Genomic DNA, 22,755 nt, shown 5'->3' with positions numbered 1-22,755 from the left:
CAAGACCTAATCTTATCCACTGAATTGAATTCGGTGTAACTGCGCATAAGCGCCATCATGTGCGATTAGTTCTGCGTGCGCGCCTCTTTCTACAATATGGCCATCATCAACCACTAAGATCTCATCGGCTTGCTCGATAGTAGATAAACGGTGAGCAATCACCAATACAGTCTTATCTTTTTGTAGTTCTTCCAATGCAGACTGAATCGCTCTCTCTGATTCAGTATCCAATGCAGACGTCGCCTCATCAAGAATCAGCACAGGTGCATCTCTTAATAGAGCGCGTGCAATCGCAATACGCTGTCTTTGACCACCAGAAAGGCTTGCGCCATTTTCACCAACAACGGTATCGATGCCATTTTCCATGCCTTCGATAAACTCACTCGCATGAGCAAGCTTGGCTGCGTGTTCAATCTGTTCACGAGTATATTGCTCTTCTGCGGCATACGCGATGTTGTTCGCGACCGTATCGTTAAACAGGTGAACATTTTGAGAAACAAGAGCAAAGTGCTCACGTAGGTTTCTCAATTCGTAATCACGAATGTCGTGGCCATCAAGCTCAATTGAACCTGAGTCTACGTCATAGAAACGAGTAAACAGGTTAGCGATGGTACTCTTGCCCGAACCTGAACGGCCGACAAGTGCGACTGTCCTACCTTTCGGAATATTGAAACTCACCTTATCAAGTGCTGGTTTCTCTGCACCATCATAAGTAAACGTCACATCTTTTACTGCAACTTCACCAGTTACGGTTTCAGGTTTCAACGTGCCTTTGTTTTGTTCTGTATCTAGATCCATCAAACCAAATAGCGTGGTACTTGCTGCCATACCGCGTTGGAATTCAGACGTTACGTTAGTTAGTGCTTTTAGTGGACGCAACAAACCAAACATTGCAGAGAACACAACAGTGAATGTACCCGGCGTTAGTTCTGCTTTGATAGAGTCGACACTCGCCAAGAAAAGAACCACTACAATCGCAACCGAAGCGATCATTTGAATGATCGGGTTAGCAGCGGCTTGAGCGGTGATTAACTTCATGCTTTGTTGGCGCATCTGGTTACTTACTTTGTCAAAGCGGTGTTTTTCTAGATCCTGACCACCGTAAGTAAGAACCACCTTGTGGCCTTTTAACATTTGTTCCGCAGAAGAAGCAACGTGGCCCATGCTAGTTTGCATGTTTTTAGAAATCTTTCTAAATCGCTTCGATACAATGCTGATCGCCCACGCAACAAGAGGAGCAACCGCAAATAGAACCAAAGACAACTGCCAGCTGTTCCAGAACATCAATGTTAGCAAGCCAATAATGCTTGCACCTTCACGCACAATGCTGACTAGCGCTTTACTCGTCGCGGCAGACACTTGCTCAGAATCGTAAGTAATTCGAGATAGCAGCGCACCTGTCTGTTCTTTATCGAAGAAAGAAACAGGCATGTGCATGAAATGACTGAAAATTTTGCGACGAATTTCCATAACCACATTGCCAGAAACCCAGCTCAAGCAATAGGTTGAGACGAAACCACTGACACCACGAATGAACATCATGGCAAAGATAATGATTGGAAGCGTGCGTAAAAAGTCAGATTCAGCATTACCAAAGCCTTCATCAAGTAACGGCTTTAGTAAGGAAATCATATAAGTATCAGAGACGGCATTTATAATAAGCGCAATAACCGCAACACCAAGGCCGGCCTTATATAGTCGAATATAAGTCCAAAGTCTTTTAAATGTGACCCAGGTAGTTTCATCTGTTTGTGTTGACATAGAATCGCTTAATTTTCTCACAATAATCTATCTATTCTACTCCCTTACGAAGCATCTGCCTATACCACTGCCTGCCTTGTTGTTCTCTAATCGTATGATATTGCCAACCTTCTTCACTAAGAGTGATGGTTATTTGTCCACTTTCTCCAGTATCAAGCCAGGTACTCCCTGCTTCCTGATAACGTCCCACAACAGATCTGCTCGGCATTCCCCACTGATTGCCTTTGGCCAAAGAAGCTATCGCTAGCTGAGGTGACACGGCCTCAATAAACGGTTTAATCGACGACGAGTCACTACCATGATGCGGAACAAGCATTACATCACTCCTGAGCTGCTCACCTTCACGAGCTAGTAACCACTCACTTACCAGTTCAATATCACCAGTGAGTAACATCGAAAACTCTAAACTGGGTGCCGAGAGCCTGACCACACACGAATGTGGGTTATACGCCCTCTTCACTTGTTTGGGAGGCCACAACACCTCAAAAAAAAGAGCTTGCCAGTTCCAAGCCTCTCCAATAGTACATGCTTGAATATTTGACCGAGTTTGAGTGGTATATTGTGTTTGTTGATTAATATTCTGACTGGTTCTTATCCACTTAGGAGCGTAGCTCTCAAGTAACGCCGGATAGCCACCAGCATGGTCAGAATCAAAATGACTCACAATCACGCCTTCTAATTCATAAATCCCCCTCTGATTCAAAGTAGGAATCAACAAGGATTCGACAACCGAACCTTCTGGCCATGCATTACCAAGATCGTAAACAATGACTTGATTGTTCTTTTCCAATACCAAAGACAACCCATGTCCGACATCTAATATATCTATGGTTAATTTTCCTTGCTGGGGTTTGCCGAATTCCCACCACAGCACAAATACTGCAATGACCAATATCGATACTGTTCTCTTGAGATATCGACTAACAAAACCCAAAAACAAAATAAGGAATACAGATAGCGCAATCACATGATTATCGACTTGAATCCAAAATGGCTCAGAGAAAGGAAGGCTAAATACGAGAGGCTCAAGCGACAAGTCGACCAACTTCCACAGCTGACTAACCAAACCATTGTCTAGCGCTGTTATACCAACCAAGCCAGACACTGACTCCGATATTAAGCTGAGAAACATTGCCAAAAACAACAGCGGGATTGTCACCATCGATATCCAAGGCAAAAGGAGTAAATTGTAGAAAACAGAGACTAAGCTAACTCCGCTAAAGAACATCATCGAAAACGGTGTGATCAGGAATGTCAGCATTAGCTGAATCTTGAAGAGCTGTAGTGCTCGGTCGATAAATGTTGAGTTTGAATAGGATGGCTGACTATTCAACGCAATATAAAGAACGGCGCCCAACGCGCCAAATGACAACCAAAAGCTGCTCGACAATGCTGAAAATGGCCAAATCAGCAGAACCACGCACAAGCTTAAACCAACATATCGGAGCAAACTGATATTTTGTCCACGCCATAAAAAGTAACTTGCGATGACACACATCACCAAAGCTCTTAATGTAGGTAGCGTGAATCCAGCAAACCAACTATAGAAATAGGCTAAACCGAGCCCGAATATTGTGGGTAACCAAAGAAATGAAGGTGACAGTAACCTGAATATCTTTCCGACCTGATAACCGATACCAAAGGCAATCCCAATATGGAGCCCCGAGATAGCCATCAAGTGGATCAAGCCACTACTTTTAAGCAAATCCCAACGCTGAGGATTAATTAGAGCTCGATAGCCAAAACTTAAAGCCATAATGAGGTCTTTGTTTTCTAGCTGGCTTAACCTTCCAAGGCTGGTTTCAAACCATTGAGATCGCAAGCTCGTGCTAGAGTGAATCCGATATTTGGTATCGGCTCTGTAAGTTGCATTGGCAACCACGCCGGAACTAAACAAGTACTTTTCTAGATCAAAGCCCGCTTCATTGAGTTTGCCCCATACCGGCTTTATGGACGCAGATAAGTAGACGTCATCTCCGAGCGTTAACTTAAAAGGAGTAAATAATCGTAATTTTATCAATTGAGGAAAGATTAATTTTTCGCCGCCAATTGATCTGGCTACTATTACACTTTCAAAACCGTGGCTATTTTCACTAAAAAGGCTAACAACCGAAGCATTTATGGTAGTATTCTGCCCAGATTGAAATAATCGACTTGTCTGTATTTCAATTGTATTCCCAAGGCAAATAACTAGTATCAATGCTGTTACTGGACCTCTTGCACTCCGGAAAACGCTATACTTTGTTGATGCTATAAGTAACAAAAGCATCAATGATGCCCAAACCCAATGTGGCATCACAGGCCAAAAGCTGGCAGACACAACTGTCGCAGCAAATGAAATCAAGAACCAAGTGTTAAACAAGAGAGTAGCTTCCTCCTATGCCAAGAAAGTTTATCAAACGATTTATGCCTGACCATGAGCTAATCAAGCGTCAGAAAGCATTGAGAGTTTTTGGCAATGTTTTGTACAACCCCAACTTATGGTGCCTTAATCGTCGCTCTGCGGCCGGCGCGTTCGCTGTTGGGTTATTCATGGCGTTTGTCCCTCTACCAAGCCAAATGATTATGTCTGCAGGCCTTGCTGTCGCATGTGGCGTTAACCTACCTTTGGCTGTCGCACTTGTTTGGATCAGTAACCCAGTTACCATGCCCGTTCTCTTCTACTTTGCTTATAAAGTTGGGGCTTTTGTTATGCATGTGCCACCTCAAGCTTTTCATTTCGAACTGTCTTGGGACTTCATCTTGGCGCAAATGAGCACCATCGGGCCTCCATTCCTGCTAGGGTGTATGATTTGTGGCGTGGCTTCAGCGATGATTGGCTACTTTGGTATCCGCGGCTTATGGCGCTATTCAGTAGTAAGAAGTTGGAAGAAGCGACAAGCAAGGTACTGAACAACTTTTCCTTGTTATCCAATCTATCCTTGTATGTGCCTTACTTAAAACACACACAAGTTAAAGTCAGATGAACAACAGAACTCTGCAATATTGGTATGTAACCAAAGTCGCAAACAACACGAATTGAATTCAATAAAAAAGGATCCCATCAGGGATCCTTTTTTGTTTACGCCGTTTATATATCGCAAATAATTACAGGGCGTATTACTTAGACCATGGCTTCGAGCATTACTTTGAACTAAGCACCGAGGCTGGGTTTAACTTCGCCGCCCGTGATGCTGGGTACCATGTTGCCAGCAAGCTCAACACAATCGCTGTCCCTGAAACGACAATTACATCCATCATATTCAGTTGTGATGGCAAGAAGTCGACAAAGTAGATATCACCCGACAAGAACTGGTGATCGACCAACTTCTCAAGCCCTTTGATAAGCGTGGTGAGATTAAGTGCCACCAACACGCCGATCGCACTCCCCACTAAACTGCCTAACACGCCTGAGAATACGCCCTGCCAAACAAAGATGCGCTTCACAAGGCCGTCTGATGCGCCCATTGTTCTTAAAATTGCGATCTCTGATGCTCTGTCTTTCACTGCCATCATTAAGGTCGAAACTATGTTGAAACAAGCCACACCAATAACCAGTACCATCACTAGATACATGATAGTGCGAACCAACTGGATATCTCGATACAAGAAGCCAAACTTCTGTTGCCAGCTTCGCAGGTACACATATACATCGAGCTGGTTACCAACTTCACGCACAATCGAGTTTGCGTTCAGAACATCGGTCACTTTTAAGGAAACTCCAGTCACCGCTTCACCTAAGTTCGCGTAAACTTGAGCATCACCAATAGGGATGAGAGCCAAGCTGTGATCTATCTGTCCGTTAAGCCTCAGTAAGCCAACCACTTTCACTCGAACACGTTTTGGCGCCTGGACCTTCACAGAACCATTCACCGTTGGAATCATCAAAGTCAGATAATCACCGACTTTCGCACCCAACACATTAGCTACACCAGAACCCAAGATAATCTGTTGTTGCCCTGCCTTAAAATCGCTCCAAGCTTGCTTATCAATAAAACTCGATAAACTCGAGACTTGTTGCTCAAGTTGTGGGTCAACGCCTCGAACTTCGATCGCTTTCAGCTCTTTACCCTTTTCTGCAAGCGCAGTAATTTTTACATAAGGCGCCGCAGCAATGACTTTATCGTGCTTTACCGACTCCTCAATAACATGTTCCCAACGAGTCACAGGCTTATTCACACCTTCAAACTCACCGTGAGGAATGACAGAAAGTACTCGCGATTCAAGCTCTCGTTCAAAACCATTCATGGCAGATAAACCGATAATGATCACGGCTACGCCAACCGCAATACCAATCGTCGAAGACAAAGAGATAAACGACACCATTTTGTCTCGTTGTTTCGCTCGGCTAAAGCGACCGCCTATCAATAAAGATAAAGAAGAAAACACTTAGCTCTCCTCTTTTTCTACGTTGACCAGTAAACCGTCTTGCATGTGAAGTTGGCGGTCCATTTTTCCAGCCAGCTCACCATCATGAGTGACCACCAAAAAAGCAGTATCGTACTCACGGTTCAGTTCGCGCATTAAGTCGTAAATAGAAAGTGCGGTGTTGTGATCGAGGTTACCGGTTGGCTCATCCGCCAAAACCAAAGCAGGCTTATTCACCAATGCACGAGCAATCGCCACTCGTTGTCTCTCACCACCAGAAAGTTCTGAAGGTCGGTGGTCGACACGATGACTCAATCCAACCTTATCAAGCAAACGCTGCGCTTCTTGTTTTGCTTTAGCTGGCTTTTCACCACCAATCAACAACGGCATTGCTACATTTTCTAACGCTGAAAAATCAGAAAGAAGGTGATGGAATTGATAAACAAAGCCAAGATGCTGGTTGCGAAGCTTGGCCTGCTTATTCGAACTCAAAGATGCTAGGTCCTGACCAAGAAAGCTCACCCTGCCCGCAGAAGCGTCGTCTAATGCGCCTAAGATATGCAGCAAGGTACTTTTGCCCGAGCCAGAGGTACCGATGATTGCTACTAGCTCACCCTTTTCGATTTCAAAGCTGACTCCCTTGAGCACCTCAGTATCTAACGAGCCTTCACGGTACGTTTTACGGATATCATTACATTGAAGAAAATTACTCATAACGGAGGGCCTCAGCAGGTTTCACAGACGATGCACGATAAGAAGGGAATACAGTGGCAATCAGGCTAAGTGCAATAGCCAAAACCACAACAACAGCGATTTGAATCGGATTAATCAAAATTGGTAGCTGGCCACCAAATGAGAACAGAGCAACCCCCATCGCCTCTAAAATAGTATTCAAGTTCATGGCTAATACAACGCCTAACACGCCACCCGATAGCGCGCCAATCACGCCGCTACTTGCACCTTGAACCATAAAGATCCCCATCACTTGACCATCGGTCATGCCTTGGGTCTTAAGAATCGCGACTTCAGATTGCTTCTCCATCACCACCATGATAAGCGCGGAAATAATATTGAAAGCAGCAACACCGATAATAAGCCCAAGCATTAAGCCCATCATGTTTTTTTCCATACGAACGGCTTGGAATAGCTCACCACGTTGGTCTCGCCAATCACTCCACAACCAACCTTCAGGTAATGGTTGAGTCGATAACTCCGCGACTTCAAACGGGTCTTCAAAAAACAGTCTCCAGCCTGAAATGGTACCTGATTTGTAGCGCATCAAACGCCCAGCATCTTTAATATCGGTCACCATCAATTGAGCATCGATATCAGAGCCCGTATTGAAAATACCAGCAACGGTGAAATTTCGTTGGCTTGGAATACGTCCGAGCGGTGTGTATTGGCTAGCGCTGGTCACCATCAGGCGAACTTTATCCCCCATAGATACCTTTAGGTTTCTCGCCAAAGTATGACCGAGGAACAACTGGTATTGCCCCGCTTTAAGTGAAGACAATCGACCTGCAATTAGATGGTCTTGAAGAGGGTCATCAGAATTAGGTTCAATACCGATTAACAGCCCTGCAGATAACTGAGCAGGACTTTGAATTACCGCCTCACTGCGGACAATCGGTTCAACGTGACCATTAAGCGAGATTTGCTCTGCAAAATTAGGCGCTTGAGCAGAAAGAGAGGTGGTACCGCCCTGTTCATAAACCACCGCTTGAGGAAGAACACCAAGAATTCGGTCTTTTAACTGCGCTTCGAATCCATTCATTACCGATAAAACAGTAACCAAAGACAAAACGCCAATGGTGATACCTGCCGTCGACATATAAGAAACAAAACGGCTAAAGCGATCACCTGAACGGCCTTTCAAATAACGTAGGCCAACAAACAACGAAATAGGATGAAACATACTTTGAACCATCTAAAAGGGATGCGGGTTAATGTAACGGGTATTGCTGTTACTGTGTAGGGGGTAATTGAAAATATAGAGTGAATTAACTCAATTAGTTAGGCTTGAAAAACAGAACCTTGTCAAATAGCCAAATTTCAAACAACTATTTGAGACTTTCAATTAACTGACCTTGATTACTGCGGCCACATAGCGATAATCAATAGATCACTTCAAGGAACTAACGCATGACAGAACAAGAGTTTTTCACCGTTCACCACAGCCTTACCGCGAATATTGAACCAATGGACAGCGGCTTCACTTTACCTTCTCAAATTCAATTCGAATCTGAGATCCCAGCCCCGTTTGTAGTGGCAAGTGAATTTAGCCAATTGGATCTGCTAGCTGACAGTGCTCGTGCTGAACTGAAAAACAGCGACTTGAAGAATGTCACCAGTTTATTGGATGCACAGAACTCCAAATTAAACCTGCTGTTGAGCTTTATGTTATCGCAGCAAGATGATGAGAAGTTTCGAACTCACACCTACTCCTTCGGTGCGAGCCAATTTTCCTGTTTTGCTAAGACAGACATCGAGCCGGGTCGCTTAGTAAAAGCTAAGCTGTTCTTGGAGCATCCTGCCGCAGCGATTTACTGCTACGCGGAAGTGTTTGCAAGCCAGCCTAAAGATTCAGGTTTCGAAATTAACTTCAAATACGCTCATCTTCGCGATACCGACCAAGACCTGCTGATCAAAGCGGCGCTTCATCAACAACAGAAACTTTTGCGTCAACGCTCTCTAGACCGAGATAACAAGTAAATTAACATGACCAAACAATCTATTTTTACCCTACCAACCCTCAAAGGAGCCGGTGACAAAAAGCACATTGGTAACCTTGTTGGTTCGTCTCTCGCTCTTGCTATCGCTAAACTCGCAGAGCAACACAACAGTCATACTGTACTTGCTGTGCCAGATCCACAAATCGCACTCAAGCTGCAATCTGAAATTGAACAGTTTACGGCGAGTGAAGTTGCACTATTCCCAGACTGGGAAACTTTGCCTTACGACAGCTTCTCACCACACCAAGAGATCATTTCTGATCGTATCGCGCGCCTTTATGCCTTGCCGACCTTAAAAGACGGCATCACGATCGTGCCGATCAGCACGCTACTCCAGCGCCAATCACCACGTGACTTCTTGCTACAGCACACTCTAATGGTGAAAACTGGTGATCTTTACTCACTAGAGAAACTGCGCCTGCAGCTTGAAAAATCTGGCTATCGTTACGTTGATCAGGTATTTGGCCCGGGCGAGTACGCAAGCCGTGGCTCTATTCTTGACCTGTTCCCGATGGGCAGTAAAGACCCTTATCGTATCGACTTCTTTGATGACGAGATCGACACCATTCGAACCTTCGATCCAGAGAACCAACGTTCTATCGAAGACATCTCTGAAATTCGACTATTACCCGCGCACGAGTTCCCAACTTCGGAAACAGCAATTGAAGATTTCCGTATTCGTTGGCGTCAACAATTCGATGCACGACGTGAACCAGAATCGGTTTACATGCAGGTATCAAAAGGTACATGGCCTGCTGGTATTGAGTATTGGCAGCCTCTATTCTTTGATCACACAGAAACCTTGTTTGATTACGTTGCCGATGAAGCGCAAATTCTCGTTCTAGGTGATGTTGAAACTGCAGTTGATGCTTTCCTCTCAGATGTTGCTCATCGATACGAACAGCGTGGTGTTGATCCATTACGACCACTGCTTACTCCTGAACAACTGTGGCTCCAAAAAGACGAACTGTTCGCACACTTTAAGCAGAAGCCGCAGGTAAACCTAAGCTTAGATTCGATTGAAGAGAAAGCCGGACGTACCAACCTTCCGGTTGTGTCTCTGCCTGATCTCAGCGTTCAACATCAGAATAAAGAGCCACTCGCAAACCTAAGAAAGTTCACTGAAGCCTTCGACGGTAAAGTCGTCTTTTCGGTTGAATCTGAAGGTCGCCGTGAAGCACTGAGTGAATTACTTCGAGGCATCAAAGTTCGCCCTAGCGAAGTTGAAAACCTCGATACAGCGATTAACGGCAAAGACAAGTTCAGCCTGATTCTCGGTTCCGCTGAACATGGTTTTATCCACGAAGAACAAAACATCGCCCTTATCTGTGAAAGCGATCTATTAGGCGATCGTGTTATTCAACGCCGTAAGAAAGATAAGAAAAGCGTAAACAGCGATACTGTAATCCGTCACTTAGCGGAGCTTAAACCGGGTCAACCGGTTGTTCACATTGACCATGGTATTGGTCGCTACATAGGCCTGCAAACACTCGAAGCCGGTGGCATGAAAACCGAGTACGTAACCCTTGAGTATCAAAACGATGCCAAGTTATACGTACCTGTTGCTTCTTTGAACTTAATCGGACGTTACTCTGGCGGCGCAGAAGACTCTGCACCACTGCATAAACTCGGTGGCGAAGCGTGGCAAAAAGCTCGTAAACGCGCCGCGGAGAAAGTACGTGATGTTGCAGCGGAGCTGCTTGATGTTTACGCTAAGCGTGAGCTGAAACCTGGCTACAAATTTGTGCTCGACCGTGGCCAATACGCGACTTTTAAGTCTGGTTTCCCATTTGAAGAAACCGATGACCAAGCAATGGCCATCAATGCTGTTATGTCAGACATGTGCCAAGCAAAAGCCATGGACCGTTTGGTGTGCGGTGATGTTGGCTTTGGTAAAACTGAAGTCGCGATGCGCGCGGCATTCGTATGTACCGACAACAGTAAACAAGTAGCCGTGTTAGTGCCAACCACCCTGCTTGCTCAACAACACTTTGAAAACTTCCGAGACCGTTTCGCCAACTTACCGATTCGTGTTGAGGTACTGTCTCGATTTAAATCAGCTAAAGAGCAAAAACTGATCATGCAAGATGTCGCCGAGGGTAAGGTTGACATCTTGGTGGGTACTCACAAGCTGCTTTCTAGTGATATTAAGTTTAAAGACCTTGGCTTGCTGGTTGTCGATGAAGAACACCGCTTCGGTGTGCGTCAGAAAGAGAAAGTGAAAGCGATGCGTGCGGATGTCGACATCCTAACGCTCACTGCTACACCAATCCCGCGAACGCTGAACATGGCAATGAGTGGTATGCGTGATTTGTCTATCATCGCAACACCACCCGCACGACGCTTGGCAATTAAAACCTTCGTTCGCGAGAGTGATGATGCGATCGTCAGAGAAGCGGTGCTGCGTGAAATTATGCGTGGTGGTCAGGTTTACTTCCTGCACAACCAAGTCGACACGATTGAGAAAACAGCAGAGTCACTACAGAAGCTGATTCCAGAAGCGCGCGTTACCGTGGCTCATGGCCAAATGCGAGAGCGCGAACTGGAACGCATCATGAATGACTTCTACCACCAGCGTTTTAACTTGCTAGTGTGTACAACCATCATCGAAACCGGTATCGATGTACCAACGGCCAATACCATCTTAATGGACAGAGCCGATAACCTTGGTTTAGCACAGTTGCACCAATTGCGTGGGCGTGTGGGGCGATCTCACCACCAAGCTTATGCCTACTTGCTAACACCTCCCCCGAAAGCAATGACCAAAGATGCCGTCAAGCGATTAGACGCGATAGCTTCACTTGAAGACTTAGGTGCAGGCTTTACGCTAGCAACCCATGACTTAGAGATTCGTGGTGCAGGTGAGCTGTTAGGCGATGAGCAAAGTGGTCAAATCCAGTCGGTTGGCTTCACCTTGTACATGGAAATGCTTGAACAAGCGGTTGAAGCATTGAAGGAAGGTCGAGAGCCATCACTTGATGACCTACTGCGTGAACAAACTGAAATTGAGATGCGCCTGCCTGCACTGTTGCCTGATGACTACATCCCAGACATCAATACACGTTTGTCTACCTATAAGCGTATTGCGAGTGTGAGTGACACCGACGAATTGGCCGAGTTGAAAGTCGAGCTAATTGATCGCTTCGGCCTTCTGCCTGATGCAACCAAGAACTTGTTGTCAGTTTCTGAGCTAAAATTAGCCGCGGCGTCAATCAAAGCGAAGAAAATTGAAGCGCACGATAAGGGTGGATTCTTAGAATTCTACCCGGATGCTGACATAAACCCGGCCTACCTTGTTAAACTGTTGCAATCTCAACCGCAAAAGTTTTCAATGGAAGGACCAACAAAGTTCAAGTTTACGATACCATTGGTCGACAGACGGAAACGAATTCAATTTGTTAGTGATATATTGGGCGAATTCAGACAAAACTTGCTGCCTTCAGCATAAGACCCAATCCACTGCACATATAAATTATCCGGCCGGTAGTTCGGCTGGAAGACGGAGTAAAAATGAAAAGACTGATCCCACTGCTACTATTGTTCGTCTCACTGCCAAGCTTGGCGCAGAGACAATTTGATATAGAAGTGATCATTTTCAAGCGCGCAGTTGATGCAGAGAAAGTGAATGAGTCTTGGCCAAATACACAGCCAAAGATTTCGCTTGAACGCGTTGGTTCATTTCAAGACACCCAATACCGAGCAAAGAAAGGCGTAAAAATGCTTCCTTATTCGGAATACAAGTTAACACCTCAGAAAGACAAGCTACGTAAACACGCAGGCTTTGAAGTCCTGATGCATACGGCTTGGCGTCAAGGTGACCAAGGTAAGAGCTCAGCACCTGTTTTCCACATTCAAGCAGGTAAAGACTTCTCTAAACAGTTTAATGCTGACGGTTCTGAGAAAGGTGCAGTAACTACAGAAAATGCCGATGGCTTCCAAGAAGAGACTATTGATAAGCCACTCTACGAATTAGACGGTAAGCTGCAAATCTACGTACAGCACTACCTATATGCTGAAACGACCCTAGATTTAAAAGCACCAAGCGTTCGTGAAGTCACTCTACAAGAACAACAAATCGAGCTAGACTCACCAGTAAGCGGTGCCGAAAGCAATGTTCAGGTGGGTAATCTAACCGAAATCTCTCCAACCGTTGAAGTGGAAGAGTTCCTTAAGAGCTACCGCATGGACCAAAAACGTCGTATGCGCAGTACAGAAACTCACTACCTTGACCACCCGCTTCTTGGCATGGTGATTCAAGTTCGTCGCGTCGCTCAGTAACCAGCCCAGAGATATAGCGACTGAACCAGTTACTCTGTTGGCGCCCAAGCTATACTCATATTAATCATTCAAAACGCCCTCCATTGTGAGGGCGTTTTATTAAGTGCTGGCTACTTTCAGCAGGTACTTATAAATTTAATTGGTACACCCTATGAGCCCTGAATTTCAGATCAACACACAAAACCTCAGTCTGAAGATTATTGAAGCTTCCGATGCTCAAAAGTTTTCACAGCTCATCAAGTCCTCCCCTAGCTTGCTGCCATGGGTCGACTGGTGCCACGATGAGTTTTCTATCGTCGAAGCAGAAAAATTCATTCTGGCAACTCGTTTAAATTGGGTCAAAGCCGACGCGTTTGGCTTTGGTATCTTTGAGCGAGAAAGCGATAAGCTTGTCGGCATGGTGGCGATCAATGAGCTTTACCACACCTTTAATATGGCGAGTTTAGGTTATTGGGTTGGTGATGAATTTCAAAGAAAAGGGATCGCCAAAGAAGCGATGCTAGCCCTATTCGAATTTTGCTTCGCACAACTGAAGTTAACGCGTTTAGAGATTGTCTGTGATACCGAGAACTTACCCAGCCAAAAGCTGATAGAGAAGTGTGGAGCCGAAAGAGAAACCATTGCCAAGAATCGATTTCTGTTTAACGGTAAGCCAAAAGATGGCGTGGTTTATTCTGTGCTACCTCCAACCTCTTAACGCTTTAGTTAGTTTGCAACCAGCGATAGCACGTAATCGACACGATCAAAAAAGAGCTCCGAAGAGCTCTTTTTTATTATCAGCGTAAGCCCCTTAGAGGGCTTACCTGATTAGTGAAGCTTTAGGTTTGGACGAAGTACACGGTTAATACGACCAACCAACATCATCAGTGATGTTTTGATTAAGCCGTGAAGCGCCATCTGGTGCATGCGGTACAAAGAGATGTAAACCACACGAGCAATACGACCTTCAACCATCATCGAACCTTTGGTCAGGTTACCCATCAAACTACCTACTGTAGAGAAACGGCTTAGTGAAACCAGCGAGCCTTTGTCTTTGTAGAGGTAGTCTTTCAGGTCACGACCATTCAACTTAGCAATGATGTTGCTGAATGCACAACTTGCCATTTGGTGAGCCGCTTGTGCACGTGGTGGTACAAATGAACCATCAGCTTGGGTACATTGTGCCAAGTCACCGATAGCAAAAATGTTGTCATCCAGTGTCGTTTGCAGCGTATTTTTCACAACCAGTTGGTTGATACGGTTAGTCTCAAGACCACCGATATCTTTCATGAAGTCCGGCGCTTTAATACCTGCCGCCCATACCATGATTTGAGCAGGGATCTTATCACCGTCTTTGGTTGTTAGACCATCAGCATCAGCTTGAGTCACCATAGTATTAGTACGAACGTTCACACCAAGCTTTGTTAGCTCAGAATGTGCAGCACTTGAAATTCGAGGAGGTAGCGCTGGAAGAATACGCTCACCTGCTTCAACAAGGTTAACATTCAGCTTGCTTGAATCTAGATCACCGAAGCCGTAGGTGCGAAGCTCTTTAACTGCGTTGTGTAGCTCTGCAGAAAGCTCAACACCTGTCGCACCTGCACCAACAATCGCGATGTCTACCGTACCTTGACCGTTCTTAGCATGAAGCTTTAAGAACTGGTTGTTCATTTCAGTACGGAAACGGTGCGCTTGTTCTGGGCTATCAAGGAAAATACAGTTGTCACGAACACCTGGAGTGTTGAAGTCGTTCGACGTTGAACCTAGCGCCATAACAAGAATATCGTATTCAAGTTCACGGCTTGGCATCAGCAGTTCACCGTGCTCGTCGGTCAACTCACTCAATGCAATCACTTTACGATCACGATCGATGTCGTTCAGGCTGCCCATTTGGAAATCGAAGTAATGGTTTTTTGCGTGTGCGCGGTAGCTTAATGCATCAACACCTTCATCCAGTGAGCCAGTTGCTACTTCATGAAGTAATGGTTTCCATAGGTGGCTTGCTTTACGGTCTACCAGAGTGATCTGGGCACGTTTCTTACGACCTAAAGTTCGGCCTAGCTTAGTTGCTAGTTCTAAACCACCAGCACCGCCGCCTACTACGATAATTTTTGTCACAATGACAATCCTCTACAAAATGAATAAATGGGGTTCGGTCCGATTACTCCAACCGATAAATTCTATGTATCTACTCGGCCTTGTTGATAAGGCTGTGACATATTGGATAACCGCGAAAAAGAATAACGACAGCTCACCGAGTAGTTAGAGGGGTTACAAACAACAAACATTCGTTTGTCGCTTTGCTCACATGGATAAAAAGGCGTCTAGCTGAGAGATAGAGCGCAAATAATGGGCAAGTTTTTCACTCGCTCTCAATTTTTTTTGATATTTGTCAAAATATTTTGCTTGGGAACATTATATATAGCAAAAAGATGACCGCAACAAAAATCCTTATCCACAATGAGGATTCGCCACAAAATAGTTAACGTTTGCGCAAGCTCGCTAACATAGCGGCTACGATAGCATCATCAATAGTAACCTTTGTTATCCAGATACAAAAAAGCAGCACCCAAATGAGTGCTGCTTTTATAAAATAACCAGAATAATTTAAGCGTTTTTAAATGCTTTCATTGCCTGAAGATGTTGAGAGATCTTTTTGAATTTATGACTCTCTTTATCGTCCCAGATTACGTCGTAGTAATCTTCTAGCGCTGCAGCCGTTTTGGAGTTATCGTGAATTTCGTCTTCACGAGAAAGCACCACTAGGCAGCGACCTTTGTTTTTCATACGGTACTGCTCAACACACTTGGTCGCAATATCTTCGTACTCTTCAGGACGGTCAATTCGACCTACCATGTTGTTTTCAGGTTGCAAGTTTGGATTGAAAATCACCTGCTTAATACCACACAAGAAACCAATGCGCTCAGACCAAAAGCCACCTAAGCCTACACCACAAATAATTGGATGCGGATCGTCGGATTGCTCTATCACTTTATGCACTTCTTTAAGCAAATGTTGCATATCGTGTTTTGGATGCAAAGTACTGTAGTTGATGAAACGAACGTCATCATCAATGAATTGCAACTGCAGTATTTTTTCGTGATTGCCCGGGCTTGTTGAGTCGAAGCCATGTAGATAGATAATCATTGTACCTCCCCCATTGAATATTGGTACGTTTTGATCAATCTAACACGAAAAACAAGGTTTTAAAGGGAAGACCACCGAAATTATATTTTTCACTTCCTAAACGTGATCCTAGCTACATAAAGTGTGACTTAGAGCCTCTGCTTCCTGCAAATAACTTTCATCGCCCCAAAGCTGATGAGCAAGTAAATACCAAAGCATTGCCATCATTTGGCTTCTCGGTAACCACGCTTCTACACCATCTAGCCAAGGCTGAACATCATGGATGCCTCGCAGCTGGCAGTACTTCTCAACCGCTTCATTGGCCTGCACTCCAGTAACCGCAATGGTCAGGGTTAAGTCGAGCCTAGGGTCGGCTAGCGCGGCGTATTCCCAGTCGATAATCTTAATACCGTCACTGTTTCTCACTAGGTTATAACCACCTAAATCAAAATGGCACAAAGACAGGTCGACATTGGTAACACTCGGGGCCACGCGCCACTCTTGATAAATCTTAGTGCAGGTTTCGGTCTTATGAATCGCATCAAGCTGAAGCCAATAGTGGTCGACTCGCGCTGTGAAACTGAAAGGTTGGAGCGGCAATCGCGCAGTGTTAACCAGATGCACTGAGATCAACGTTTTCAACAGGTCTTCAATGTCTAACCCTTCATAAAGAGTCTCACCATCAATCCATTCAACCAATAACCCTTGCTCATTCACCACCATCGGGCTTGGGCCAATACCAAGACGCTCAATCGTCGAGAGCACTTGATACTCTTCATGACGAGAGATGAAGAACGCTTTGGTGATAGGTGTGGTTGGCCGCCAAACGTAAGCAGTGCCATCGGCAGCTACTAGCTTCCAACATCGATTGGTCAATCCACCAGTTAGTGTCTGCGCTCTGGCTGGAGGCTCAGAAAAGTAACCATCAAGCGAACTCAAACTGGTATCAAGAAGCTTAGCCTCAGACCAAGAAAAAATTGCCATTGCTTATTCCCTATAAACGTCTTCATTTCCCTACAAAAAAGACACTGACCAAAAGCCAGTGTCTCTTAATAAACAGCGCATCATGTGCTGCATTGGCGTACGACCAACCTATATGCAGCCAAGATTGAGCACTGTCAAGCTTATGGTCAGCCAAGACTAGACGCTGTCAAAACTGGCTGCGCATAGTTGGCGAGTAAGCGAGATTAAAGACCCAGTAGGCTCTTAGATTGTTGCTTACGGATTTCGGTCTCGTCAGCCCATTCAATCAAGCCAGACTCAAGGTCCATCAGACGCATAGTCATTTTGTAGTACACGTCTTCGTCGCTACCCGCTTTCTTAACGATGCTTGATAGGTTGCCGTACAACATATACTGAGCACCAACCATTTTACCGAACTGGATTGCTGAGCTTTGGTTTACTAGCTCATCATTGTTTTGGAAGTTCAGTTGGTCACGAACAGACTCTACACGGTCCATATCAACGAAACGGAACTTACCAGAATTCAGCATTTTAGTACTGATTGTGTCTGTGATTGACTCAGTATCGATGTGCTCGCTTGTTTTGTTCTTGATACGCTCAACGAACACGATTGGACGCTGTTCACGAGTAATGTAAGCCACTGAACCAGACGCCATCATGCTATCGACCATTTCACCCGCAATCGTTTGAAGGTCAGTTGAACCGAAATCGATTGTCGTGGTTTCTACTGCTTGTGCATCACCGTAGCTTACCTTGTTCGAACAACCGCCTAAAATAACCGCTAAACCTAGTAGCGCAATGACACTCTTTTTCATTTTGTTTCCTCAACTTATCACTGAGTGGGGTTACCCACACTCTTAAATTCTTGTATTTACGAATCATTAGACCCGTTTAATCTAACTTACTGCTCTCGGAACTGGACTCTGAACTGAGTCGCTTTCGGGTTTAACGACACTTCCGACAACGAAATACTTTCAAAACCACGAACAATCGCTTGCTTCCAAGGGCCTTGCTTTAGGTTGACCTCAAGCCCGGCATCGTCGTACCAGTAAAAACGATAAAGGATATGTTGATCGCCCTTATAGTTACTGTTTAAACGAACGATTCCTCGCGTATGACCGTCGACCAGATCAGTGCGGATATCTTCAACCTGTAAACGGCTGCCCAATACCTTGTCACCAAAGAAAACGTTCTGAGTCAGGCTATCGACCCTTACGCCAGCTGTATTATCTGCACAACCAGCCAGAGCCATCACCGCTGCTAAGCTCACTAACCACTTTTTCATTACAGCCTCCCTAGCTGTTTATGCCACATTGTTGCGTTGTTTCCTTGTCGAGAAATCCACACCAAGGTAGTTTGCCCTTCTCGAATATCAAAGTCATACGTTTTAGCGCCCGCTTCCAACGTATATTGACCGTTGTTTGCTACAAACGTGCTGCTCTTAATCTCTGCAGGTAATGATTGCCAACTACGTGTGTCTGGTTGCTCTGTCAGTGTGTTCCACACGTTGAACAAAATATTGCCGACATCATCGCCTTTGGTGGCTTCTTTACGAATGCGATCTTTCGCGACTACGCGTAGCGCTTGGCGAATAACAATGCTCGTCATACGCTCGGATAAATCATTCTGCGCCATTGCATTTACGTCAGTGATCAAGTGCTCTTGTAGCGGTTGCCCACTGATTCGCAACGCAGAAAAACGCTCTACGTTTTGGCTTGGGTAATATGGCAGCGCAAGAGAGTATATTGCTCCCTGATCGCGACTGTCATAAACAGGTAAATCTAGTCGCCAACTGTCCATAGCTTGCACAGCGCTCTGCTCTTGGAGAACAATTACTCGCCCTTCTCCTGCACCAAGCTTAGATGATTGCTTGTAACGCTTTTCCAATGTCGCTAAATCTTGTCGCATCCCTAAACGAGCGGCTGTTGCCATGGTTCTATCTATAATTTCTTGGTTGTTTGGCATCACAGCCAAAGCACGACGATAGTCAACATAAGCGCTGTTTAGATCATTCGAAGCTTCATAAAGCAGACCAGACAAGAACATCAGATACGCATTTTGTACCGACTGCAGTTTTTTACCCGCATCAGGATAATTAGAAAGGATGCTACCCACATTGGCAGACAAACCCTGCTTCTTCGCATCGTTGGCTGCGCGATCTAACTCGGCTTCACGTTGCTTCTTTGCTTGTTCTTGAACTTGATTGGCGCGACGCATTTCGATCACCGCACCTTCTAAATCATTTTTCTTAAGGTAATTTAATCCGAGATATAGATGAAGAAAGCCCAACTCATAATCGGCTGGCACATACTCGGTAATATTGTCATTCACTGCCAACGCACCAACACTGGTTGCGCTGTCTGAGATTGAGATCACCGCTTTTCGTTGCTGCTCGGTTACTGCTTGATCAGCCACTTCAAACGAAGACTTACTCTCAGGGTATTTTTGATCCAGCAGATTAATTCTGCCTCTTTCAAAATTATCAAGGATGTCGCCTGCCGTGTAATCTGGTAGATCTTGCTGAGCCTTTGAATAATCTCCAGACTTAACGGCTTGGTAGATCGCTTTGTTTTGCGCACTGTAATGACTGAACAGGCTTCCTGCAGACATACTCGCACAACCCGCGGTCAACGCTGATAACAGGGCAATGGAAGCGAATCTAAACTGTTGCTTCACTTATCGTCTCCGTGCATGTTTAAAATGCCAACTTTAGTTAGTTGTCTCATTATCAAAACGAAACGTGTTGTAAAAAGGATCTCAAGCCAGTTGAAACCCTACCGATTTAGCCTCGGCCTAGGCGATGCCGACATTCAGACAACAGATAGAACTTAAAGTTGGCATACAAACTACAAATTTTCCAACTAACTACTTGCGTTAGCCCGCTAATGAGCTCGCTTAAACTAGCTCATTAGCTTTCATTAACTCGTTAGCTTTTTATTAGCTCATTAATAGGGGACCAAGTGGACGACCACCAACCAAGTGCATGTGAATATGGTAAACCTCTTGGCCACCGTGAGAGTTACAGTTCACGATAAGACGATAGCCATCTTCTGCGATGCCTTCTTCTTTTGCTAACTTGCGTGCAACGGTAAACATACGTCCCATCATCGCTTCATCTTCTACTTCAACATCGTTAGTTGTTGGAATCAGCTTATTAGGAATAATTAGAATATGGCTTGGCGCGCGAGGGTTAATATCGCGAAAGGCCGTTACTAAATCGTCTTGGTATAATAAATCTGCTGGAATTTCTTTATTGATGATCTTACTAAAAATGGTTTCTTCAGCCATGTTTCTCTCCGATAAAACATTTATTTTTTAATGCTTTGAGTATGCGCTATGCCGCATCAAACCACAATAAATCTGCTTTAAAGCATAATAAAAAACACCGTTCAAATCAAAGAAAACGAGTCTTAGTTCTCAAGAATGGCATGTTGGTTATAACTGAGGGTTATTTTTGACGTGTGCGTCATAAAATGCGTAAGCCGAGCTCAATAGAATGCTGATAATTTTGTTAGTTTTACTTTGACCTGACATTAGGTCTGCATTTTTATTTAGGGAGAAAGCCATGAAGGGATCTGTGATCAAGCGTATGTACGCTGGTTTCGCACTGATCATCATCATGTTCGCAGTCACGATAACTATCATGATGAACAGCATGAATCAGATACACAGCAATTTTGAGAGTGTCTCAGAAACCTCATTACCACTTGTCGCGCTTTCAAATCAAACAAGTGTTCAATTGCTTTCTGCTGATAAGTCATTCAAAGATTTCTTAACCACACAAAACGCTGAACGCATGTCTGCAATGCGTACAGAGTTTGCTGCATCACAAAACTCGTTTTCTGAAGTGCTAGGTAACTTAGAAGCAGCGAGCCAAGACAATGTTTCGCTCACCGAACGTATCGCGCAATTAAGAGCGATGGAAGAGCGCTACTTCGCCGAAGCAGACGAAGCGATGAACAACTACGTCGCAATGTTTGAAGCACAAGAGCAGGTACAAAAAGCCTCTCGTGACTTCCAACGTCTGCATTCAGAATTAACTGTTGGCATGAAAGAATACGTTGCCGATCAAAAAAGCATCTCTGTAAAAGTGATGGCAAAGAGCTACTTCATTAAACTGCAAGACGCAGAAGTCATTACCTCTGATGCGCTTGCTAGCTCTGATGTTGCCTTCGTTCAGAAAGCCGTTAACCAAAACAAAAAGGCCGTTACTCACCTTAACTACGCTTATCGCGGCCTATCCACACAACTACCAGCGCTTAAAAATGTCTTCGATGAGTCGGTTCAGAAATTCACCAAAGACGTCGGCCAAAAAGGCGGCGTGTTAGACAAACACAACAACTACCTACAAGCCAAGCAAGCGCTGTACGTGAACATCGCCAACCTAGCCGTAGAAGTTGACCAAGCGATGGCCGTTTTAGACTCATTCAACGTGACCGCTGAAGAGCAACTCAACTCGTCGTTAGCTGACGCAAGCAGCATCTACGACAAAGGCCTATTCAACGCAATCGCAATTGGCATCATTGTGACCGTATTCGCTGCAGCGATTGGTTACCACATTGCACATAGTGTAAGAGAACCACTAACTCGCATTCTCGGGACATTAGAAGGCCTGACTCAAGGCGATATGACTCAACGTATCGATATTCGATACGACAACGAATTCAGCCGTGTGAGTCGTCACATCAATACCTTGGCTGACAATTTGCACAATATTCTCGTGAAGCTAAATGACGCTTCAGATGACCTAACCAAGACCGCAAGCGTAAACCAGAAGACTTCTTCTGAAACGCAAGCTCAGCTGAACAGCCAACGTGAACAAACCGCTACCGTTGCGACCGCAATGACAGAGATGTCTCATTCTGTACAAGAAGTGGCAAACAGCGCGCAAAGCTCACTAACTATGGTTCAACAAGTAGAATCGGCTTCTGAATCTGGTCGTCAGATCATGAACACCAACATTAGCACCATTAATCAGCTTGAGGTTCGCCTTACTGAATCAGTGGGTGCGGTGGGCGAGCTACAGCAAATGAGTAGTCAGATTGGTTCAATCCTTGACGTTATTCGTGGCATTGCTGAACAGACCAACTTACTTGCACTCAATGCGGCAATCGAAGCAGCGCGTGCTGGCGAACAAGGTCGTGGCTTTGCAGTTGTTGCCGATGAAGTACGAGTGCTAGCGCAAAAAACTACCCAATCAACCTCTGAAATCGAGACCATGATCAGCAATCTGCAGTCAAGTTCGAAAACCGCAAGCAACGTAATTGAAAGTTGTATGAGCGATATGGACATGTCGGTTCAACAAGCTTCAAGTGCAAACAGTGCGATGGAAGAGATCCAAGCCTTGATTCTAGAGATCAGCCACATGAGCACGCACATCTCTCAAGCAGCCGCAGAGCAGAGTGAAACGTCTGGTGATATCGCACGTAATATCGAAGACATCAACCACATCGCAGATAAGAGTTACCAAGCGATGTCTTCAATTGCGGAAGCAAGCCAAAACCTAACAATTCTGGCAAATCAGCAAGGTGATTTAGTACATCAGTTCAAACTATAGATAAATAAAGAA

The 22,755-nt window shown here is 44.9% G+C and carries 18 protein-coding genes; 6 read left to right on the top strand and 12 right to left on the bottom strand.

All coding sequences use genetic code 11. The features are described 5' to 3' along the window. Positions 1-12 precede the first annotated feature (12 nt). Together msbA and QQ041_RS00960 are read right to left on the bottom strand one after the other, a co-directional pair. Positions 13-1,761, bottom strand: a complete 1,749-nt coding sequence (msbA, locus tag QQ041_RS00965) for a lipid A ABC transporter ATP-binding protein/permease MsbA (protein ID WP_285952912.1) — start codon at positions 1,759-1,761, stop codon at positions 13-15. 31 nt (positions 1,762-1,792) lie between these two features. After that, positions 1,793-4,123 (bottom strand): DNA internalization-related competence protein ComEC/Rec2, encoded by a 2,331-nt coding sequence (locus QQ041_RS00960; RefSeq protein WP_285952911.1) that lies wholly within the window; start codon positions 4,121-4,123, stop codon positions 1,793-1,795. Between the two features lie 17 nt (positions 4,124-4,140). Between QQ041_RS00960 and QQ041_RS00955 the strand changes: the two genes are divergently transcribed. Beyond that, positions 4,141-4,653, top strand: a complete 513-nt coding sequence (locus QQ041_RS00955) for a DUF2062 domain-containing protein (protein WP_060982848.1) — start codon at positions 4,141-4,143, stop codon at positions 4,651-4,653. A gap of 231 nt (positions 4,654-4,884) precedes the next feature. Here the strand turns inward: QQ041_RS00955 and lolE are convergent, their stop codons facing one another. From lolE to lolC, 3 genes are read right to left on the bottom strand one after another with little or no spacing between them, the layout of a single operon-like run. Next, entirely contained in the window at positions 4,885-6,129 is a 1,245-nt protein-coding gene (gene lolE / locus QQ041_RS00950) for a lipoprotein-releasing ABC transporter permease subunit LolE (protein ID WP_285952910.1), read from the bottom strand. Next, entirely contained in the window at positions 6,130-6,822 is a 693-nt protein-coding gene (lolD, locus tag QQ041_RS00945) for a lipoprotein-releasing ABC transporter ATP-binding protein LolD (protein ID WP_146491837.1), read from the bottom strand. Beyond that, positions 6,815-8,023: a lipoprotein-releasing ABC transporter permease subunit LolC gene (gene lolC, locus QQ041_RS00940; protein WP_285952909.1), complete on the bottom strand. Its 1,209-nt coding sequence runs from the start codon at positions 8,021-8,023 to the stop codon at positions 6,815-6,817. The genes lolD and lolC overlap by 8 nt, the downstream gene beginning before the upstream one ends. Before the next feature lie 227 nt (positions 8,024-8,250). Between lolC and QQ041_RS00935 the strand changes: the two genes are divergently transcribed. From QQ041_RS00935 to QQ041_RS00920, 4 genes are all read left to right on the top strand, one after another. Then, positions 8,251-8,820, top strand: coding sequence for a PilZ domain-containing protein (locus tag QQ041_RS00935; RefSeq protein WP_285952908.1), 570 nt, complete (start codon positions 8,251-8,253; stop codon positions 8,818-8,820). 6 nt (positions 8,821-8,826) lie between these two features. Then, a complete protein-coding gene (mfd, locus tag QQ041_RS00930; protein ID WP_285952907.1) occupies positions 8,827-12,288 on the top strand; it encodes a transcription-repair coupling factor in 3,462 nt (1,153 codons plus the stop codon). Between the two features lie 62 nt (positions 12,289-12,350). Next, positions 12,351-13,118 carry a peptidoglycan binding protein CsiV gene (locus tag QQ041_RS00925; protein ID WP_146491833.1) on the top strand — a complete coding sequence of 256 codons (768 nt, stop codon included), beginning with the start codon at positions 12,351-12,353 and terminating at the stop codon, positions 13,116-13,118. A gap of 151 nt (positions 13,119-13,269) precedes the next feature. Next, a complete protein-coding gene (locus QQ041_RS00920) occupies positions 13,270-13,815 on the top strand; it encodes a GNAT family protein (protein ID WP_146491832.1) in 546 nt (181 codons plus the stop codon). 110 nt (positions 13,816-13,925) lie between these two features. Here the strand turns inward: QQ041_RS00920 and QQ041_RS00915 are convergent, their stop codons facing one another. The 7 genes from QQ041_RS00915 to hinT all read right to left on the bottom strand — a co-directional run bounded on the left by QQ041_RS00915 (position 13,926) and on the right by hinT (position 20,474). Then, positions 13,926-15,215 carry an NAD(P)/FAD-dependent oxidoreductase gene (locus QQ041_RS00915; RefSeq protein WP_285952906.1) on the bottom strand — a complete coding sequence of 430 codons (1,290 nt, stop codon included), beginning with the start codon at positions 15,213-15,215 and terminating at the stop codon, positions 13,926-13,928. Positions 15,216-15,704: 489 nt separating this feature from the next. Further along, the gene (gene ycfP / locus QQ041_RS00910) at positions 15,705-16,244 is read right to left on the bottom strand and encodes an alpha/beta hydrolase YcfP (RefSeq protein ID WP_060982857.1); all 540 of its coding nucleotides are present in this window, start codon (positions 16,242-16,244) and stop codon (positions 15,705-15,707) included. A 108-nt stretch (positions 16,245-16,352) separates the two neighbouring features. Further along, positions 16,353-17,207: a phosphotransferase gene (locus QQ041_RS00905; RefSeq protein ID WP_146491831.1), complete on the bottom strand. Its 855-nt coding sequence runs from the start codon at positions 17,205-17,207 to the stop codon at positions 16,353-16,355. A gap of 203 nt (positions 17,208-17,410) precedes the next feature. After that, positions 17,411-18,001, bottom strand: coding sequence for a penicillin-binding protein activator LpoB (lpoB, locus tag QQ041_RS00900; RefSeq protein WP_048658277.1), 591 nt, complete (start codon positions 17,999-18,001; stop codon positions 17,411-17,413). Positions 18,002-18,087: 86 nt separating this feature from the next. After that, positions 18,088-18,471 (bottom strand): YcfL family protein, encoded by a 384-nt coding sequence (locus QQ041_RS00895; RefSeq protein ID WP_285952905.1) that lies wholly within the window; start codon positions 18,469-18,471, stop codon positions 18,088-18,090. Next, on the bottom strand, positions 18,471-19,862 hold the full coding sequence (locus QQ041_RS00890; RefSeq protein ID WP_146491830.1) for a COG3014 family protein: 1,392 nt from the start codon (positions 19,860-19,862) through the stop codon (positions 18,471-18,473). The genes QQ041_RS00895 and QQ041_RS00890 overlap by 1 nt, the downstream gene beginning before the upstream one ends. 261 nt (positions 19,863-20,123) lie before the next feature. Continuing rightward, the gene (gene hinT, locus QQ041_RS00885; RefSeq protein ID WP_004736268.1) at positions 20,124-20,474 is read right to left on the bottom strand and encodes a purine nucleoside phosphoramidase; all 351 of its coding nucleotides are present in this window, start codon (positions 20,472-20,474) and stop codon (positions 20,124-20,126) included. A gap of 277 nt (positions 20,475-20,751) precedes the next feature. Between hinT and QQ041_RS00880 the strand changes: the two genes are divergently transcribed. Next, positions 20,752-22,743: a methyl-accepting chemotaxis protein gene (locus QQ041_RS00880; RefSeq protein ID WP_146491829.1), complete on the top strand. Its 1,992-nt coding sequence runs from the start codon at positions 20,752-20,754 to the stop codon at positions 22,741-22,743. Positions 22,744-22,755 lie beyond the last annotated feature (12 nt).

This window comes from Vibrio sp. TMPB1044 (assembly GCF_030442075.1).
Lineage (GTDB): Bacteria > Pseudomonadota > Gammaproteobacteria > Enterobacterales > Vibrionaceae > Vibrio > Vibrio satsumensis.
The sequence above is the reverse complement of the archived record's forward strand: the minus strand, read 5'-3'. Positions and strand labels throughout refer to the sequence as shown.

What these genes read in the sequence shown, in the direction of transcription:
- QQ041_RS00925 (WP_146491833.1), top strand. Translation starts at nt 12,351, where the DNA reads ATGAAAAGACTGATCCCACTGCTACTATTGTTCGTCTCACTGCCAAGC.
- hinT (WP_004736268.1), bottom strand. Translation starts at nt 20,474, where the DNA reads ATGGCTGAAGAAACCATTTTTAGTAAGATCATCAATAAAGAAATTCCA.
- mfd (WP_285952907.1), top strand. Translation starts at nt 8,827, where the DNA reads ATGACCAAACAATCTATTTTTACCCTACCAACCCTCAAAGGAGCCGGT.
- QQ041_RS00935 (WP_285952908.1), top strand. Translation starts at nt 8,251, where the DNA reads ATGACAGAACAAGAGTTTTTCACCGTTCACCACAGCCTTACCGCGAAT.
- lolC (WP_285952909.1), bottom strand. Translation starts at nt 8,023, where the DNA reads ATGTTTCATCCTATTTCGTTGTTTGTTGGCCTACGTTATTTGAAAGGC.
- ycfP (WP_060982857.1), bottom strand. Translation starts at nt 16,244, where the DNA reads ATGATTATCTATCTACATGGCTTCGACTCAACAAGCCCGGGCAATCAC.
- QQ041_RS00895 (WP_285952905.1), bottom strand. Translation starts at nt 18,471, where the DNA reads ATGAAAAAGTGGTTAGTGAGCTTAGCAGCGGTGATGGCTCTGGCTGGT.
- msbA (WP_285952912.1), bottom strand. Translation starts at nt 1,761, where the DNA reads ATGTCAACACAAACAGATGAAACTACCTGGGTCACATTTAAAAGACTT.
- lolD (WP_146491837.1), bottom strand. Translation starts at nt 6,822, where the DNA reads ATGAGTAATTTTCTTCAATGTAATGATATCCGTAAAACGTACCGTGAA.
- QQ041_RS00905 (WP_146491831.1), bottom strand. Translation starts at nt 17,207, where the DNA reads ATGGCAATTTTTTCTTGGTCTGAGGCTAAGCTTCTTGATACCAGTTTG.
- QQ041_RS00880 (WP_146491829.1), top strand. Translation starts at nt 20,752, where the DNA reads ATGAAGGGATCTGTGATCAAGCGTATGTACGCTGGTTTCGCACTGATC.
- QQ041_RS00920 (WP_146491832.1), top strand. Translation starts at nt 13,270, where the DNA reads ATGAGCCCTGAATTTCAGATCAACACACAAAACCTCAGTCTGAAGATT.
- QQ041_RS00955 (WP_060982848.1), top strand. Translation starts at nt 4,141, where the DNA reads ATGCCAAGAAAGTTTATCAAACGATTTATGCCTGACCATGAGCTAATC.
- lpoB (WP_048658277.1), bottom strand. Translation starts at nt 18,001, where the DNA reads ATGAAAAAGAGTGTCATTGCGCTACTAGGTTTAGCGGTTATTTTAGGC.